11 protein-coding genes, 3 rRNA genes, 1 pseudogene and 2 riboswitches are annotated in these 17,197 nt (G+C 49.0%); of the genes and pseudogenes, 7 read left to right on the top strand and 8 right to left on the bottom strand.

The features are described from left to right. Positions 1 to 172: 172 nt before the first annotated feature. A riboswitch (TPP riboswitch) is annotated at positions 173 to 283 on the bottom strand. A gap of 172 nt (positions 284 to 455) precedes the next feature. Together MKZ13_RS04425 and MKZ13_RS04420 are read right to left on the bottom strand one after the other, a co-directional pair. Beyond that, entirely contained in the window at positions 456 to 1,124 is a 669-nt protein-coding gene (locus MKZ13_RS04425) for a pectate lyase (protein ID WP_339182096.1), read from the bottom strand. Positions 1,125 to 1,473: 349 nt separating this feature from the next. Beyond that, positions 1,474 to 2,349 carry a radical SAM/SPASM domain-containing protein gene (locus MKZ13_RS04420; protein WP_339185328.1) on the bottom strand — a complete coding sequence of 292 codons (876 nt, stop codon included), beginning with the start codon at positions 2,347 to 2,349 and terminating at the stop codon, positions 1,474 to 1,476. A gap of 215 nt (positions 2,350 to 2,564) precedes the next feature. Further along, positions 2,565 to 2,667, top strand: a riboswitch (TPP riboswitch). 161 nt (positions 2,668 to 2,828) lie between these two features. Here MKZ13_RS04420 and MKZ13_RS04415 point away from each other — a divergent pair. The 7 genes and pseudogenes from MKZ13_RS04415 to MKZ13_RS04385 all read left to right on the top strand — a co-directional run bounded on the left by MKZ13_RS04415 (position 2,829) and on the right by MKZ13_RS04385 (position 9,071). Further along, positions 2,829 to 3,596, top strand: a complete 768-nt coding sequence (locus MKZ13_RS04415; protein ID WP_339182094.1) for an ABC transporter ATP-binding protein — start codon at positions 2,829 to 2,831, stop codon at positions 3,594 to 3,596. Next, on the top strand, positions 3,583 to 4,401 hold the full coding sequence (locus tag MKZ13_RS04410; protein WP_339182091.1) for an ABC transporter permease: 819 nt from the start codon (positions 3,583 to 3,585) through the stop codon (positions 4,399 to 4,401). Before MKZ13_RS04415 ends, MKZ13_RS04410 begins: the two co-directional genes overlap by 14 nt. 61 nt (positions 4,402 to 4,462) lie before the next feature. After that, the gene (locus MKZ13_RS04405; RefSeq protein WP_339182087.1) at positions 4,463 to 5,536 is read left to right on the top strand and encodes an ABC transporter substrate-binding protein; all 1,074 of its coding nucleotides are present in this window, start codon (positions 4,463 to 4,465) and stop codon (positions 5,534 to 5,536) included. A gap of 193 nt (positions 5,537 to 5,729) precedes the next feature. Beyond that, a pseudogene (thiM, locus tag MKZ13_RS04400) lies at positions 5,730 to 6,551 on the top strand (hydroxyethylthiazole kinase); the annotation flags it as partial. Then, positions 6,548 to 7,360: a bifunctional hydroxymethylpyrimidine kinase/phosphomethylpyrimidine kinase gene (gene thiD, locus MKZ13_RS04395; protein WP_339182085.1), complete on the top strand. Its 813-nt coding sequence runs from the start codon at positions 6,548 to 6,550 to the stop codon at positions 7,358 to 7,360. The pseudogene thiM and the gene thiD, both read left to right, overlap by 4 nt. Next, a complete protein-coding gene (thiE, locus tag MKZ13_RS04390) occupies positions 7,360 to 8,025 on the top strand; it encodes a thiamine phosphate synthase (protein ID WP_339182082.1) in 666 nt (221 codons plus the stop codon). Before thiD ends, thiE begins: the two co-directional genes overlap by 1 nt. A gap of 302 nt (positions 8,026 to 8,327) precedes the next feature. Beyond that, positions 8,328 to 9,071, top strand: a complete 744-nt coding sequence (locus tag MKZ13_RS04385) for a MerR family transcriptional regulator (RefSeq protein WP_221818805.1) — start codon at positions 8,328 to 8,330, stop codon at positions 9,069 to 9,071. Positions 9,072 to 9,634: 563 nt separating this feature from the next. On the opposite strand, the gene MKZ13_RS04380 is transcribed toward MKZ13_RS04385, so the two are convergent. From MKZ13_RS04380 to MKZ13_RS04355, 6 genes are all read right to left on the bottom strand, one after another. Continuing rightward, the gene (locus MKZ13_RS04380) at positions 9,635 to 10,117 is read right to left on the bottom strand and encodes a hypothetical protein (protein ID WP_339182080.1); all 483 of its coding nucleotides are present in this window, start codon (positions 10,115 to 10,117) and stop codon (positions 9,635 to 9,637) included. A gap of 327 nt (positions 10,118 to 10,444) precedes the next feature. After that, a complete protein-coding gene (locus MKZ13_RS04375) occupies positions 10,445 to 11,101 on the bottom strand; it encodes a deoxynucleoside kinase (protein ID WP_192132572.1) in 657 nt (218 codons plus the stop codon). After that, positions 11,098 to 11,721, bottom strand: coding sequence for a deoxynucleoside kinase (locus MKZ13_RS04370; RefSeq protein ID WP_339185325.1), 624 nt, complete (start codon positions 11,719 to 11,721; stop codon positions 11,098 to 11,100). The genes MKZ13_RS04375 and MKZ13_RS04370 overlap by 4 nt, the downstream gene beginning before the upstream one ends. 184 nt (positions 11,722 to 11,905) lie before the next feature. After that, positions 11,906 to 12,022: ribosomal RNA gene (gene rrf, locus MKZ13_RS04365) — 5S ribosomal RNA — on the bottom strand. Between the two features lie 79 nt (positions 12,023 to 12,101). Beyond that, positions 12,102 to 15,029: ribosomal RNA gene (locus MKZ13_RS04360) — 23S ribosomal RNA — on the bottom strand. A 310-nt stretch (positions 15,030 to 15,339) separates the two neighbouring features. Then, positions 15,340 to 16,892: ribosomal RNA gene (locus MKZ13_RS04355) — 16S ribosomal RNA — on the bottom strand. The 16S, 23S and 5S rRNA genes sit together here, the layout of an rRNA operon. Between the last annotated feature and the right edge of the window lie 305 nt (positions 16,893 to 17,197).

The raw sequence follows: 17,197 nt of genomic DNA, 5'->3' as shown, positions 1-17,197 counted from the left end.
CTCCCCGGTTCCGGGAAGGCCATACGCAAAGTGTACAATCCTCACAATGATGTATGGGATGGATGTCGAAAAACGGAATATCAACCAGCTCCCTTCCGCCCTGGCAGATACACCACCACAGTTCAAAGAGGTCTGTTGTTCATTCACGTTCATTCCCACAATTCACCCTTACATATCGCAAATCCATGTTCTCTACGCTGGCATTACCCAGATCAGATGTACGGTCAGCGGCACAAGGCCACTCTCTCAGCCCAACTTCATTGAGCTCCCGGTTCACTTATTTCATTGCTTCTAATGTACATCAGATGGGTATTTGTGGCAATGGTCTCTACAAAAATCAAAAGTTGGCATAGGAAAAGGCATCCCCCTGGATGCCTTTTGGACATACTTCACGATGTGAAATAGCTACCTTATCCGTACACGCCTTCAATCCGTATTCCAATGTATCCCTGTTCTTAATATTGCGTGTTCCCAGACTGGCTCGTTTTCCCTGAAGCAAACCCCTTGAACAACGTTGGTACTTTGGAATAACGAGTATTCGTAATTTTCCCTTGTGATGTGCTGCTGTCTGTACGCAAAATCGAATCTTTTACATTAGAAATGTTGGAATTATCCAGCGTCATGTTAACTGCGAAGGAAGTTCCACCATTTTGGCGAACCAGTTTGCCAATATCATCTGCACGGAAATTTTTGATGTTAATTGTTCCAGCTGCATTCATCTGGAACACTTTATCATAAGCCTTATACGCTGCCCCACCGGTAATGTTAACCGTTCCGGCAGACTTCAATGTCAGTGCATCCTCGCCAACGTCCTGCCAGACCACATTCGATATATTACAGTTGCCATAACAGTGAACACCATCAGCAGCAGGTGATCCGATATTTACATTTTTGAGCGTAGCCCCTGCCTCCAGACGGAAGACTGGCTTCTGATTTTCTGCTTGAGATCCGTCGCCCAGTGTGGAAGGATTGGCTACAAATGTTTTACCTTGACCGTCATAGGTCGTGCCCTTTGGAACAACAATCGTTGAATTTACAACGGTAGGTGCAGCCGCAGCCGGAACGGCACCAAATATGGAAGCAACCAAACCAGCGGACAGCAACAACGTCAACATTTTTTTCATAATTTTATTCCTCCCTTATTCTCTCGTTATTTGGTATTGTACAAGCCTGAGCTTGTACTGGAAGATCGTCAGAGGTGCACCTCTGTCCGACCCACAACCTAATCCTACCAAATAAGGAAGGTAACTAGAATAATCATTAGATCAGATATATCATGACATCGCACAATCCCTGTCATATCGGCATTTTTTGCATGCCAGGTCCCTCAAACAATATGCTGATATCAACCTCAGGTATGCTCATTTGTAGTGTATGTACCCCTCACTTGAATCCCCGATTACAAAGAAAGACCACTACATTTGTCTCCAAATGTGTGATCTTGAATGTCTTCTGGCTTCCTCATATAAGATATCAGGCTCCGAATCTCTGACGATAACCGCACTTTCGACACAACTCTTCCACAGCTTCACGTTTGGAGAAGCCATATACCAGATTGTTCGCTCGCTCACCCTCAATAATCTCCGAGAATGACTTCTCGTGCACATTACCAAGGTTAATGACACCCTCACCATCAAGACAGCATGGAACCACCGTTCCATCGACAAGCACAGCTGCCTGACCACGTAATGCATGGCAGAAGCCTTTGCCGTCATCTTCAGGTGCATCCAGGCTTGGCCACTGGAACTCATGGTCTTGATTCAGGTATACATTTGGGGCAATTTTGACCCCGCTGCCTGGAACCACTTTCTCCTCAATGCGGAAGTCCAGATTGAACTCACGTTCCAGCACTTCAAGGGTCTCCCGATTTCGATTCATCTGAGCATTCGTGAAGTTATCCTGCGTCAGATTCCACAGCCGGAATGAGATGATGACATTGTGCTTCACCGCTTCGTGTACAAAAGACAGAATGTTGCTCAGGTATCCGTCACGGTCAGTTGAACCTTCATGCCCATCGAAGCTGTGCAGAGAGAAGTTCATCTGTCGCAGCGCCGGTTTGCCAAGCAATTTATGCTGAGTCTTGGGCAGCAGCGTACCATTCGTTGTAATGTTCACCTTGAGTCCCTTCTCATGTGCGGAATCAAGCAGCAGATCTATTTTGGGATGCAACAAGGGTTCACCTTTGACATGTAAATAAATATGGTTGGTATGTGGTTTAACTTGATCCAGTATATTGTTGAAGACTTCAGGGTCAATGAATCCTTTGGCACGTTGTGTCTGCGGACAGAAGCTGCATGCCAGATTGCAGATACTTGTGATCTCAATATATACTTTTTTGAACGTTTTCAACTCGGGTCCCCATTCTGCTTCGGAGGGAGCAATCCCACCTGCATTTGTGATCCGGCCAATATGCGCCATCCCTATTATATCGGGTTCATGAGCCGAGGTAAATTGTTCAGTTGTTCAGGTCTGACTCCAAATTCATCTCAAGAATTCCATCAAGCTGCCTCTTTACAGTTCATGTTCGAGTGATATATGCTGAACACATAACTGCATATCTTGAACTTTTGCACTAGGGGAGCCTTGCGGCTGAGACGAATATGACTATTCGGACCCTTTGAACCTGATCTGGATCATACCAGCGGAGGGAAGTGGAGCGGCCTTTTAGTAAGCGGAATTCTTTCATGTATATGTGAAGATAAATTGCGGATCTAACTTACAAACCCACTCATTTCTCCGGAAATGGGTGGGTCTTTTTTTGTTCCTTTTGCAGAGTATAGGATGCCATTGTTATTGCAGCAGTCTGACATCAAGGGGGTGAGGATCAGATGAACAACCATGTAACCATTGAGAACGTTAGCTTCGCTTTTCCTAAAAAAACGGATTCCCCCGTGCTCTCCAATGTGTCGCTTCGGGTTCAACAAGGAGAATTTGTCTCGCTCATCGGCTCCAGCGGATCAGGTAAAAGCACGCTCTTCAAGCTGCTCGCAGGCTTGCATGAGCCAACCGTCGGCACCATCAATATAGCTGATGTACCGCAAGGACAACGGCTCGGACGAGTGGCTTATATGCCGCAGAAAGATCTGCTGTTATCCTGGCGTACCGTCATGGAGAACTGCATGCTGCCTGCCGAGTTGGCACCAGGCCGACAGGACAAGGACAAGTTACGGGCCAAAATCCTAGCTGGGTTGGCAAGGTTCGGCCTGTCGGGTTATGAACAGGCCTATCCAGATGAGTTATCCGGCGGCATGCGGCAGCGGGTGGCATTGCTTCGTACCTTGCTTACAGGCGGGCAGCTCATGTTGCTGGATGAACCCTTCGGTGCACTCGACGCCTTAACCAAACGAGAAATGCATCGCTGGTTGCTGGAGCTGTGGGAGGGCTTTGGCCAAACCGTATTGTTTATTACACATGACATTGAGGAAGCCCTGCTGTTAAGTGACCGTATCATTCTGTTAACTCCAGGAGGGCAAGGTCAGCAGTTGCGGGAGATGACGGTTCCTTTACCACGCCCAAGGCATTCGGACATGATCTACCAACCGGCTCTCGTGAAGATGAGACAACAACTGGAGGAACAATTACATGCGAAGCGATAGGGTTATGGTTAGCGTCCAGACGTGGCTCTCGAAGTGGTTTTCCCAATATGGTTTGTTTATTCTGCTCATGCTCTTTCTACTGGCGATCTGGGAAACGATTGTGCGTATGGGATGGGTGCCCTCTTTCATCATTCCTGCACCCACAGCCATCATAGGTTCACTGGTTGAGCATCGTCGTCTGCTGTTGACCATCCATCTGCCTGCTACCTTTATGGAGGTTGTGGTTGGTTTTGTCTTGTCCATAGTGACTGGAATTACGCTGGCAACAGGCATGCATATGAACCGGTCGATCGAAAAGGCCTTGTATCCCTTCATCGTGATCAGTCAGACCATCCCGCTGATTGCCTTGTCTCCCGTATTTATCTTGTGGTTTGGTTACACGTTGTGGAGCAAAGTCGCGGTGGTGTTCTTAATCGCATTCTTCCCCATTGTGGTCAGTACCTACGATGGACTCCGCCAAGGCGATCCAGAGCAGCGTGAACTGCTGCTCACCATGGGAGCCAGCAAGTGGGATATTTTTCGCAAACTCCAGATTCCACTGGCACTTCCCTCTTTTTTCTCGGGGCTAAAGATGTCTGTGGTGTACTGCGTGGTTGGTGCAACGATTGGGGAATGGCTTGGTGGCAGCAAAGGTCTCGGATACTTCAGCCGTCGTATGTCCAGCAACATGAACACGGATGCGATGTTTGCATCTATTGTGCTGTTATCCCTGCTGGGGATCGTTTTGTTTGTACTGATTGCCTGGCTAGAGAAACGGTTTAGCATACGGCGGCATGGACATGGAGGCAAAAGAAAAGTTGGATAATACTTAGACAGGAATTAGATGTAAATACAAATCAAAACGATGAAATGAGGATCTTCAATTTATGAATAACAAAGGTATATACTCCCTGCTTCCCATCATGCTCATTAGCCTTTTGCTGATCGTTAGCGGATGCAGCACCACAAATACCAGCAAAAACGCACCAACAACAGATTCTGCAACCCATGCACAACAAACAGACAAGTCTGCAGCCGAACCAGCATCAGACGCCAAAGATAAGCTGTCCATCATGCTCGACTGGTACCCGAATGCAGTACACTCCTTCATCTATGTGGCACAGGAAAAAGGGTACTTCGCAGACCAGAATCTGGATGTCGAAATTCAGATGCCTGCGGATACCAATGATTCAATCAAACTTGTTGCTGCCGGGAAAATTGATCTGGCTCTAAGCTACCAGCCCCAAATTTTGCTCGCGCGTGGCGAGAACATTCCTGTACGATCCATTGCTGCTGTTGTTCGGCATCCACTTGTACATCTGTTAACCGAAGCAAATGGCAACGTGAGCTCACCCAAAGATCTTGAAGGAAAAACTGTCGGTTATTCTTCGATTCCGCTGTATGAAGCGATGGTTCGTACGATGATCAGCCACGATGGTGGCAATCCCGACAACATGAATCTGGTTGACGTTGGGTTCGATCTGATTCCTTCGCTGGCTTCCGGACAGGCCGATGCAATTATGGGTGGTTTTATTAACCATGAACAATTGATTTTGGAGAAAGAAGGACATGCCATGAAATCGATTAACCCCGTCGATTATGGTGTGCCTGATTATTATGAATTGGTCCTGACTGCGAGTGAGGCTGGCATTGAAGCGAAAAAAGATCAGCTTACCCGGTTCGTCAAAGCGATCCAGGAAGGACAAAAATATGTAACGGAGCATCCAGAAGAAGCCTTGAATATTCTGCTCGCTCATGAGAATGAAACGTCTCCGCTTGACCCGGAGATCGAAACCAAAAGCCTGGCTATTTTAATGCCACTTATGAATGAGGAAGGTCAACCGTTTGGACGGCAGGAAACGGAGTCGTGGGAGAATGTACGTGCATGGCTCGTTGAAAAGGATTTGATTCCTGAATCGGTGAAAGCCGAGGATGCTTTTATTAATCTGCAAGGAGAGTAAATAAAGGAGTGCAAGGTGAATGAAGGAAAAGTGACTGAACGCAAAGGGGAAGAAAGCAAAGCTATATGCGCCTTAATATCTCTGGAATAGAGCATGGAGCGAGTCCTAACGAATCTGAGATACGCTATATCCGAATAAACAACCGTTTACAGCTTTTTGGTCAAAGGATTCAGGAAAGCATACAAAACAAGGAGGAAATTATATGTCTTATCTGGAACGTGTTCGTACGCAAAATCCGCTGGTACACAATATCACCAACCTTGTCGTGGCTCCCTTCACAGCCAATGGTCTGCTTGCACTCGGTGCGTCCCCTTTTATGGCCTATGCTCATGAAGAGGTCGCTGATGTCGCCAAGATGTCAGGTGCCGTGGTACTCAACATTGGTACTCTCGATGACAAAGTCGTTCAGGCGATCCGTCTTGCAGGCCAATCGGCTAATGCGCATGACGTGCCTGTGGTGCTTGATCCCGTCGGTGCAGGTGCAACCGCCTATCGTACAGAAACCGTGCAGATGCTCATTCGTGAACTTCGTCTCACGGTACTGCGCGGCAATGTGGCAGAGGTCGCCAATGTCATCGGTGAGAGTTGGAGTATTAAAGGTGTGGACGCAGGATCAGGTGAGGGCGACCGAATCGGCATTGCGGAGCGGGCAGCGCATAAACTTGGCTGTGTCGTGGTCATTACCGGAAAAGAAGATATCATTACTGATGGACAATCCATATTCCTCACGAGTAATGGTCATGCCCTGCTCACTCAGGTCACGGGTGCTGGCTGTCTGCTCAGTTCAGTGATTGGTGCTTTTACAGCCATAGCGGAATCAGGAGCCGATCTTCTAGGCAGTGTTGTTGAAGCGCTCGCGTTTTATGGTGTAGCAGCTGAACTGGCGGCAGAGCGGACAGCTCATCAGGGGCCGGGCAGCTTCCAGATTGAATTGTTGAATCAACTGGCACAAGTAACACCAGACCTCTTGGCAGAACGCGCACAGATCCGTCAGATCCGTGGAGGTGCAGTATGAGCATTGCTCAAGCGCTAACCATTGCAGGCTCTGATAACGGGGGCGGCGCAGGCATTCAGGCTGATTTGAAAACATTCCAGGAGCTTGGCGCATACGGCATGACCGTTATCACGGCTATTGCTGCCCAAAATACAACAGGTGTGCAGGGCGTTTTTCCCATCCCTTACGATGGTATTGCCCAGCAATTGGACTCGACCGGCGAAGACTTTCAACCAACCGCAACAAAGACCGGCATGTTATATAGTGCCGAGATTATTCGTCTAGTGGCTGAGAAATGGCAGCAATACCGTTGGTCGAATCTGGTCATCGACCCTGTGATGGTAGCCAAAGGTGGCGCCCCCCTTCTCCAGCAGGAAACTGTACAGGCGTTGGTTACGGATCTGTTGCCCCATGCCCTGATCACAACACCTAATATACCGGAAGCGGAACTGCTTACCGGAATGTCTATCACGAATCTGAGTCAGCGAGAAGAAGCCGCAAGACAGATTGTACAGATGGGTTCAACGTATGCTTTGGTCAAAGGTGGTCATGATGAAGGAAGTGGCATGATCGTGGATGTGCTCTACGATGGGCAGTCTTTTCATTATCTGGAGAATGTTCGTGTGGTAACACGTCATACACACGGAACAGGATGCACATACTCTGCTGCGATCACCGCAGAGTTAGCCAAGGGTTCACCTGTTCTGGCTGCCGTTACGACCGCGCGAGCATTCATTCAGGCAGCCATCGAAGATGAGCTGGGGATTGGGGCCGGACATGGGCCGACGAATCATTTTGCGTATCAGCGCAGACAGCGGGGTGAGAAGTGATGCGCCCGTGGGATGCAGAAGCGGTACGACACGCGATGCAGGTGTATTTAGTGATGGGAAGCGTCAATACAATGCAAGACCCGGTGGAAGTGCTGCGTCAGGCCATAGCTGGCGGCATCACGCTGTTCCAGTTCCGTGAAAAGGGAACTGGCGCCCTGATTGGCGAAGCTCGCATCACGCTTGCGATGCGGCTTCGCGAGGTGTGCAGCCAGCACGGGGTCCCGTTCATCGTGAACGATGATGTGGAGCTGGCTGTAGCGGTGGAGGCCGACGGCGTGCATGTCGGCCAGCAAGATGCGGACGCGGCGCTGGTACGCGCCCGCATTGGAGATGGGCGGATGCTTGGCGTATCCGCCCACTCCGTGGATGAGGCGCGCCGTGCGGTGCAGGCGGGCGCCGACTACCTTGGCGTCGGGCCCATGTACCCGACGCGCTCCAAAGCGGATGCCCACGCTGTGCTGGGCCCCGCAGGGGTGGCGGAACTGCGCGCCGCAGGCATCGCAGTTCCGATTGTGGGTATCGGCGGCATTACGCCCGATACCACGGCCGCCGTGATGGCGGCTGGAGCCGACGGCGTAGCCGTCATCTCCGCCATCGCGGGCGCGGCCGATGTGCGCGCAGCGGCTGCGCAATTCGCTGCGGCAGTGCGCGGGATGCAGGCGTAGCCTTGCTCTCCCTGCACTGCCAGCCCCGTGGGCTGCACCGAATAAATGTTGCAGCCATAACCGCTCGCTCTCCTCTCCATAACAGAGGAGCCTCTCCCCTGCGGTGCGGCAATCTATGTCTTCGACTTAGAAGCGCATCCGCTCCCCTACAGTGACTGAATGTTACAATAACCCAGTCACATCCAGTCATCAATCCATGATCAAGATGCAGCTTCCATGCTCGCATCTTGTTTTTCATTTTCAACGGTTGACTCTCACGTAACGTGACACTGTACAATCGGTGTTGTAAGGAGGTTTCACACATGGCCATGAAGGTAAAAGAAGTTGCCGAACTTGCCTCGATCAGTGTGCGCACACTGCATCACTATGATGAGATCGGACTATTAACCCCGGACGAAGTGACTTCTGCCGGATATCGATTATATTCAGATGCCAATCTGGAACGGTTACAGCAGATATTGTTTTTCAAGGAACTCGACTTCTCTCTGAAGGAAATCAAAAACATTATAACCAACCCCTCCTTCAATCCGGAAGAAGCACTTAAAATGCATCGACTTATACTGCTGGAGAAGCGCCAACGCTTGGACCAGATGATTGCTACCATTGATAAAACGGTTTTACACGTGAGAGGAGAGATTAAAATGACAGCCAAAGAACAATTCGAAGGATTTGATTTTAGCCAGAATCCGTATGAACAAGAAGCGCGGGAACGTTGGGGAGACCATGCCGTCGATCACGCAAATCAGAAGCTGAACAGTAAATCAACCACAGATCAGAAGGCTCTATCCAATCAAATGAACGAGATCTACAAACATCTGGCGTCACTTCGTCACACAGAACCAGCATCTGCCGAGGCACAGGCCGGTATTCAAAAATGGTACACCTGTCTAAACCAAATGGGAAGCTACTCACCTGAAGCATTCAGAGGACTTGGTCAGATGTACGTGGAAGATGAACGCTTCACGCGTAATATTGATCAGTTTGGCGATGGTTTGGCAGTATTTATGAGAGATGCTATGGCTGTATTTGCTGACCAAAACAAATAATATAGCCCTGTCTTCAACCACATACAGTATTATTCAACTCTCATTGCCGTCCAGATGTGGACTGTAAACGATAGTCTGGAAGTTAACACCTGTCCTGTAAAAGGTAAAAATATTCTCATCATCAGTTTTATTCGCTGTAAATGACATGACCCTTCGGATACTTGAACCTACCTCCTGGGGTGACCATATCTTTCTTGTGATTAACCTTATGAACATGTTGGATATATACTAGAGTTATGTGGTAAGTAATTTAAATCGATCCGAGTTGTTGCAAAAGTTATGAGCCGCATCCCACCTACTAGCTGGTGAATACACAAAAGGGACGTACACCCTCAGGCGTATCGTCCCTTTTATGTATGTAAGTAACTCAGCCGCAATGTGAACAAGCCTAACTGCTGCTCACTCTGAGTACTTTATAAATATCTTTTAGTGTAGATGCTTTACTACGTTTTTCTTCTGCTCCCAGTCCTTCGATATAACTTCATAAGTGCTTAGGATGATGAGTTAAGTTTCGTCTGTCAAACGTTCTTCATTTTGCTACCAAGCGTCCACCGTCTATCCGATTAAGCTCTTGGCGCGTGATCCGATGAAGATGCATCCGTGGCTAGACTGGTTCTCGCCATCCGGCCAGGAATCTGCCATGCAGATACAATCGCAAGCACGATGAATAACAAATCAATCGGTTGACTGAAATAGTCCTGGAAGGTTTCCACAAACGCACTGATCATCTCGCTATCAAACACAAGTTCCATCACGCCTACATCACCAAACAGTTCGGAAGTAAAATAAACCACCGTCAGATATTTACCCAGCAAAATGCCTACGAGAGCAAACAGTACGGCAATAATCTTATGTACTGTCGCAATTCGTTTATTGGAGAACAACACAACTGCGTAGCCCGTGAGCACTCCAATCAAAATCGCAATTAATCCCACCTCATACTCGGTCATTGCAGCAATAGCTGCCCATACGATGCCTCCCAGAATAGCTGCAATTAAGCCACCAATGATCGGCATACCGATTTTAACTCCTTGTTTCTCTTCCACGTTGTCTTTCCCTCCTGAGTCATGCATATGCTTCTTTTCCAGAATTCACCTTTCCTATGAAACCACAAAATGTCCTATTATTCAACATTTTTCTACTTTTGGTGACCATGATTTATATAATAGAAAAGATATATTAAACATCCATTTCCTTATTCACTCGAATATATCCTCTTAGTTTTGTCTACATTCATCTCATCATCATTCCCTTGGCACATAAAAAAACATCCCTCCAACAGCATAATAGCCGTAGAAGGGATGTTATCCATATCTGTATCATAAATATAACCAATGTAACCCAGAAAAATACATTGTAAAACTCGCTCTATCTTACCTTTGCACTTCCTTGGAAGGCTGAATGACAGCTGCAATCTGTGCCAAAATGGCATCCACCGATGCTGGATCATGCACATCATACTCATCAATGTTCAGACGCAGCACAGGGCAAGCCGTAAACTGATCAATCCACACGGAATAGCGCTCGTGCATGTGCTCCCAGTACGAACGATCCGTCTGAATCTCCATCTCACGTCCACGTTCCGTAATACGGTTTAAAATCGAAGGCAGACTGCCTTCCAGATAGATCAGCACATCTGGATGTGGGAAATAAGGTGTCATCACCATCGCTTCAAACAAACTGCTATATGTCTCGAAATCGGTAGCAGACATGGTTCCTTGATCCGCATGCATCTGTGCAAATATGCCTGTATCTTCATAGATGGAACGATCCTGTACGAATCCTCCACCCAGTTCAAAAATCTTCTTCTGTTCCTTGAAGCGCTCTGCCAGGAAATAAATCTGCAGATGGAAGCTCCAACGCTCAAAGTCATGATAGAACTTCTCCAAATATGGATTATGATCAACTTGCTCCAGAGAGGTCTTGAAATTCAAACGCTGTGCAAGTGCAGCTGTTAACGTGGATTTACCCACTCCAACCGTACCTGCTACCGTAATTAATGCATTCGATGGAATGCCATAGTTATTCATATGATATACTCCTTTACCTGATTAACAATCTGCCTGAAGTGCTCAGGATGTTCGACAAAATCGAGTTGCTCCGCATTGACTTTAATGATTACTGGTGGATTTGAGCTATTCGCCAGATGATCCATGCCTGTTTTGTAATCGACGATCAGTTGTTCCATATATGCCGGGTCCATATCCTGCTCAAATGAGCGTCCACGCTTGTTAATGCGGTACATCAACGTATCGAGTTCAGCTTCAATATAGAGCACCAGATTGGGCTTTGGCAGATCATCTGTTAACAGATGATAGATTTGACGATATTTATCCCGTTTCGTTCCCTTTAAGGTACGATCGGCAAAAATCATATTTTTATAGATATGATAGTCTGAAATGACTGGGGTATTCTGCTCTACATAATGAGCGCCCGTGTCTTCCAGTTGTTTAAACCGATTACACAGAAAAAACATTTCCAATTGGAAACTCCACTCGTCGATATCCTGATAAAAGGAAGCCAGAAATGGATTCTCTTCTACGATTTCTTTAACTAACGGAAGATTCAATTCATGGGAAAGCATCGTTGCCAGCGTTGTTTTCCCCGCTCCGATCGGACCTTCCACAGCAATAAACGGGGCTGATTTCATCGTGTTCACTGTTCCTCCTCGTACTTATGCGTGTTTCCGTTTTCTATATAGACCTCACCTATTGTATCACAGCTTTAAGGATTGGAACGCCAGTATTTTATGTATATAACAAGTCTAATCGGAACTAAAAATTACATTCAAATAAAAAAAGACACACTCGATATCCTCAAGTGTGTCTTCTATTGCTTGGCGGCGTCCTACTCTCCCAGGACCCTGCGGTCCAAGTACCATCGGCGCTAGAGGGCTTAACGGTCGTGTTCGGGATGGGTACGTGTGGAACCCCTCCGCCATCGCCACCAAACGCATAGCTTAGCTTACATTTCAGAGATCGTTCTCTGAAAACTAGATTCGAAACGAAACATGCGAATTACAACTTGCTATTGGATAAGCCCTCGACCGATTAGTACTGGTCAGCTCCATGCATTGCTGCACTTCCACCCCCAGCCTATCTACCTCGTCGTCTTCAAGGGGTCTTACATACTGGGAAATCTCATCTTGAGGGGGGCTTCACGCTTAGATGCTTTCAGCGTTTATCCCGTCCGTACATAGCTACCCAGCGGTGCTCCTGGCGGAACAACTGGTACACCAGCGGTACGTCCATCCCGGTCCTCTCGTACTAAGGACAGCTCCTCTCAAATTTCCTACGCCCACGACAGATAGGGACCGAACTGTCTCACGACGTTCTGAACCCAGCTCGCGTACCGCTTTAATGGGCGAACAGCCCAACCCTTGGGACCTACTTCAGCCCCAGGATGCGATGAGCCGACATCGAGGTGCCAAACCTCCCCGTCGATGTGGACTCTTGGGGGAGATAAGCCTGTTATCCCCAGGGTAGCTTTTATCCGTTGAGCGATGGCCCTTCCATGCGGTACCACCGGATCACTAAGCCCGACTTTCGTCCCTGCTCGACTTGTAGGTCTCGCAGTCAAGCTCCCTTATGCCTTTGCACTCTTCGAATGATTTCCAACCATTCTGAGGGAACCTTTGGGCGCCTCCGTTACTCTTTAGGAGGCGACCGCCCCAGTCAAACTGCCCACCTGACACTGTCCCCGCACCGGATTACGGTACCAGGTTAGAACCTAGATACGATCAGGGTGGTATCCCAACGTTGCCTCCATGCAAGCTGGCGCTCACACTTCAAAGGCTCCCACCTATCCTGTACAGATCGTACCCAAATTCAATATCAAGCTGCAGTAAAGCTCCATGGGGTCTTTCCGTCTTGTCGCGGGTAACCTGCATCTTCACAGGTATTAAAATTTCACCGGATCTCTCGTTGAGACAGCGCCCAAGTCGTTACGCCATTCGTGCGGGTCAGAATTTACCTGACAAGGAATTTCGCTACCTTAGGACCGTTATAGTTACGGCCGCCGTTTACTGGGGCTTCGGTTCACAGCTTCGGGATTACTCCCTAACCACTCCCCTTAACCTTCCAGCACCGGGCAGGCGTCAGCCCGTATACTTCGCCTTACGGCTTCGCACAGACCTGTGTTTTTGCTAAACAGTCGCTTGGGCCTTTTCACTGCGGCCCCCTCGTGCTATTCACACTACCGGGGCACCCCTTCTCCCGAAGTTACGGGGTCATTTTGCCGAGTTCCTTAACGAGAGTTCTTCCGCGCGCCTTAGAATACTCTTCTCGCCTACCTGTGTCGGTTTGCGGTACGGGCACCATCACCTGGCTAGAGGCTTTTCTTGGCAGTGTGAGATCATGACCTTCGCTACTACAATTTTCGCTCCCCATCACAGCTCAGCCTTACAATGTGCGGATTTGCCTACACATCAGCCTCACTGCTTAGACGGACATCCATCAGTCCGCGTCACTACCCTACTGCGTCCCCCCATTGCTCATAACGGCTTACGGTGGTACAGGAATTTCGACCTGTTGTCCTTCGACTACGCCTTTCGGCCTCGCCTTAGGTCCCGACTTACCCTGAGCGGACGAGCCTTCCTCAGGAACCCTTAGGCTTTCGGCGGATCAGATTCTCACTGATCTTTTCGTTACTCATACCGGCATTCTCACTTGTATAATGTCCAGCGCTCCTTACGGTACACCTTCAACCCTTATACAACGCTCCCCTACCCCTGATGCAAAGCATCAAGCCATAGCTTCGGTGGTGTGTTTAGCCCCGTTACATTTTCGGCGCAGAGTCACTCGACCAGTGAGCTATTACGCACTCTTTCAATGATGGCTGCTTCTAAGCCAACATCCTGGTTGTCTGTGCAACTCCACATCCTTTCCCACTTAACACACACTTGGGGACCTTAGCTGATGGTCTGGGCTGTTTCCCTTTTGACAATGGATCTTAGCACTCACTGTCTGACTCCCGGAAGTAAGTCTATGGCATTCGGAGTTTGACTGAGCTTGGTAACCCTTGCGGGCCCCGCACCCAATCAGTGCTCTACCTCCACGACTCTGTTTTCCGAGGCTAGCCCTAAAGCTATTTCGGGGAGAACCAGCTATCTCCGAGTTCGATTGGAATTTCTCCGCTACCCCCACCTCATCCCCGCATTTTTCAACATGCGTGGGTTCGGGCCTCCAGTGCGTGTTACCGCACCTTCACCCTGGACAGGGGTAGATCACCCGGTTTCGGGTCTACGTCCACGTACTAAGTCGCCCTATTCAGACTCGCTTTCGCTGCGGCTCCGGCTCTTCACCTTAACCTTGCACGGGAACGTAACTCGCCGGTTCATTCTACAAAAGGCACGCCATCACCCCTAAAACGGGCTCTGACTTTTTGTAAGCACACGGTTTCAGGTTCTATTTCACTCCCCTTCCGGGGTGCTTTTCACCTTTCCCTCACGGTACTGCTTCACTATCGGTCGCTAGGAAGTATTTAGCCTTGGCAGATGGTCCTGCCGGATTCATACGGGGTTTCACGTGCCCCGCACTACTCGGGATCCGTCTCGGAGGGAACAGACTTTCAACTACAGGGCTTTTACCTTCTTTGGCGGGCCTTTCCAGACCTCTTCGCTTAACCGGTTCCTTTGTAACTCCATGTGAGACGTCCCACAACCCCAAAGAGCAAGCTCTCTGGTTTGGGCTTCTCCGCGTTCGCTCGCCGCTACTGACGGAATCACTATTGTTTTCTCTTCCTCAGGGTACTTAGATGTTTCAGTTCCCCTGGTATGCCTCTACACAACCTATGTATTCAGTTGTGAGTAACTGGAAATTACCCCAGCTGGGTTTCCCCATTCGGACACCCCCGGATCAAAGCTTGCTTACAGCTCCCCGAGGCAGTTTCGTTGTTCGCCACGTCCTTCATCGGCTCCTAGCGCCTAGGCATCCTCCGTGTGCTCTTAGTAGCTTAACCATTTTGTTCCGGTTTCGGTCGCTCGCTTCCCTTGTTTTGCTTGCGCAAAGCCAAAAGTCGCTCTCACCCGATACCATCACAAAAGCAATTTAACTACCTTTATACACTTGACTTGTTTAACACAAGTTCAGCTAAAAAGGAATGTTCTAATTCGCGTTTGTTTCGTTTCGATATCTAGTTTTCAAAGAACAAGCTCCATGCAAAAGCAAGCTGTTTGAGAGTTTGAGCTCTCAAAACTGAGCAACGAGTGAGTGTTTTGCAGCTAAGCTGCGTATTTGAATGTTTCCACTCGGGAAACGATTCTCCATAGAAAGGAGGTGATCCAGCCGCACCTTCCGATACGGCTACCTTGTTACGACTTCACCCCAATCATCTATCCCACCTTCGGCGGCTGGCTCCTTGCGGTTACCCCACCGACTTCGGGTGTTATAAACTCTCGTGGTGTGACGGGCGGTGTGTACAAGACCCGGGAACGTATTCACCGCGGCATGCTGATCCGCGATTACTAGCAATTCCGACTTCATGCAGGCGAGTTGCAGCCTGCAATCCGAACTGAGACCGGCTTTGTTGGGATTGGCTCCATCTCGCGATTTCGCAGCCCGTTGTACCGGCCATTGTAGTACGTGTGTAGCCCAGGTCATAAGGGGCATGATGATTTGACGTCATCCCCACCTTCCTCCGGTTTGTCACCGGCAGTCTATCTAGAGTGCCCACCCGAAGTGCTGGCAACTAAATATAAGGGTTGCGCTCGTTGCGGGACTTAACCCAACATCTCACGACACGAGCTGACGACAACCATGCACCACCTGTCTCCTCTGTCCCGAAGGAAAGATACATCTCTGTACCGGTCAGAGGGATGTCAAGACCTGGTAAGGTTCTTCGCGTTGCTTCGAATTAAACCACATACTCCACTGCTTGTGCGGGTCCCCGTCAATTCCTTTGAGTTTCAGTCTTGCGACCGTACTCCCCAGGCGGAGTGCTTAATGTGTTAACTTCGGCACCAAGGGTATCGAAACCCCTAACACCTAGCACTCATCGTTTACGGCGTGGACTACCAGGGTATCTAATCCTGTTTGCTCCCCACGCTTTCGCGCCTCAGCGTCAGTTACAGCCCAGAGAGTCGCCTTCGCCACTGGTGTTCCTCCACATATCTACGCATTTCACCGCTACACGTGGAATTCCACTCTCCTCTTCTGCACTCAAGTCACCCAGTTTCCAGTGCGATCCGGGGTTGAGCCCCGGGATTAAACACCAGACTTAAATGACCGCCTGCGCGCGCTTTACGCCCAATAATTCCGGACAACGCTTGCCCCCTACGTATTACCGCGGCTGCTGGCACGTAGTTAGCCGGGGCTTTCTTCTCAGGTACCGTCACCTTGAGAGCAGTTACTCTCCCAAGCGTTCTTCCCTGGCAACAGAGCTTTACGATCCGAAAACCTTCATCACTCACGCGGCATTGCTCCGTCAGGCTTTCGCCCATTGCGGAAGATTCCCTACTGCTGCCTCCCGTAGGAGTCTGGGCCGTGTCTCAGTCCCAGTGTGGCCGATCACCCTCTCAGGTCGGCTACGCATCGTCGCCTTGGTGAGCCGTTACCCCACCAACTAGCTAATGCGCCGCAGGCCCATCCCCAAGTGACAGATTGCTCCGTCTTTCCAGTTTCCTTCAGGCGAAGAAAACAATTATTCGGTATTAGCTACCGTTTCCGGTAGTTGTCCCAAACTTGAGGGCAGGTTGCCTACGTGTTACTCACCCGTCCGCCGCTAACTATCAGAGAAGCAAGCTTCTCTTCAAGTCCGCTCGACTTGCATGTATTAGGCATGCCGCCAGCGTTCGTCCTGAGCCAGGATCAAACTCTCCAATAAAGTATTGAAAAGAGCGATAAGCTCATTTTGAATCTGACGAGATTAAAAATCTCATTTGTGCTCCAGTCGATTCAAGCCAAGGCTTGTTTCAAACTTTCGCGTTCATTCTGCAAGCAGAATATTTACTCACTCGTTGTTCAGTTTTCAAAGATCAAACTTGTTTCGTTACCGAATGTCGTTCTCTTCAGCAACTCTTATATAATATCATGTCCGAACCAACTTTGCAAGCTCTTTTTTTAAGTTTCTTTCGAAGCTTAATTCAATTCGCTTGCCGCACCAGTGTTAAACCGTGTTTTCTTGGCCGG

Source organism: Paenibacillus sp. FSL R5-0701, from assembly GCF_037973995.1.
GTDB lineage: Bacteria > Bacillota > Bacilli > Paenibacillales > Paenibacillaceae > Paenibacillus.
Note: the sequence above shows the minus strand (reverse complement) of the source record. Positions and strands in the feature narration are given on the sequence as shown.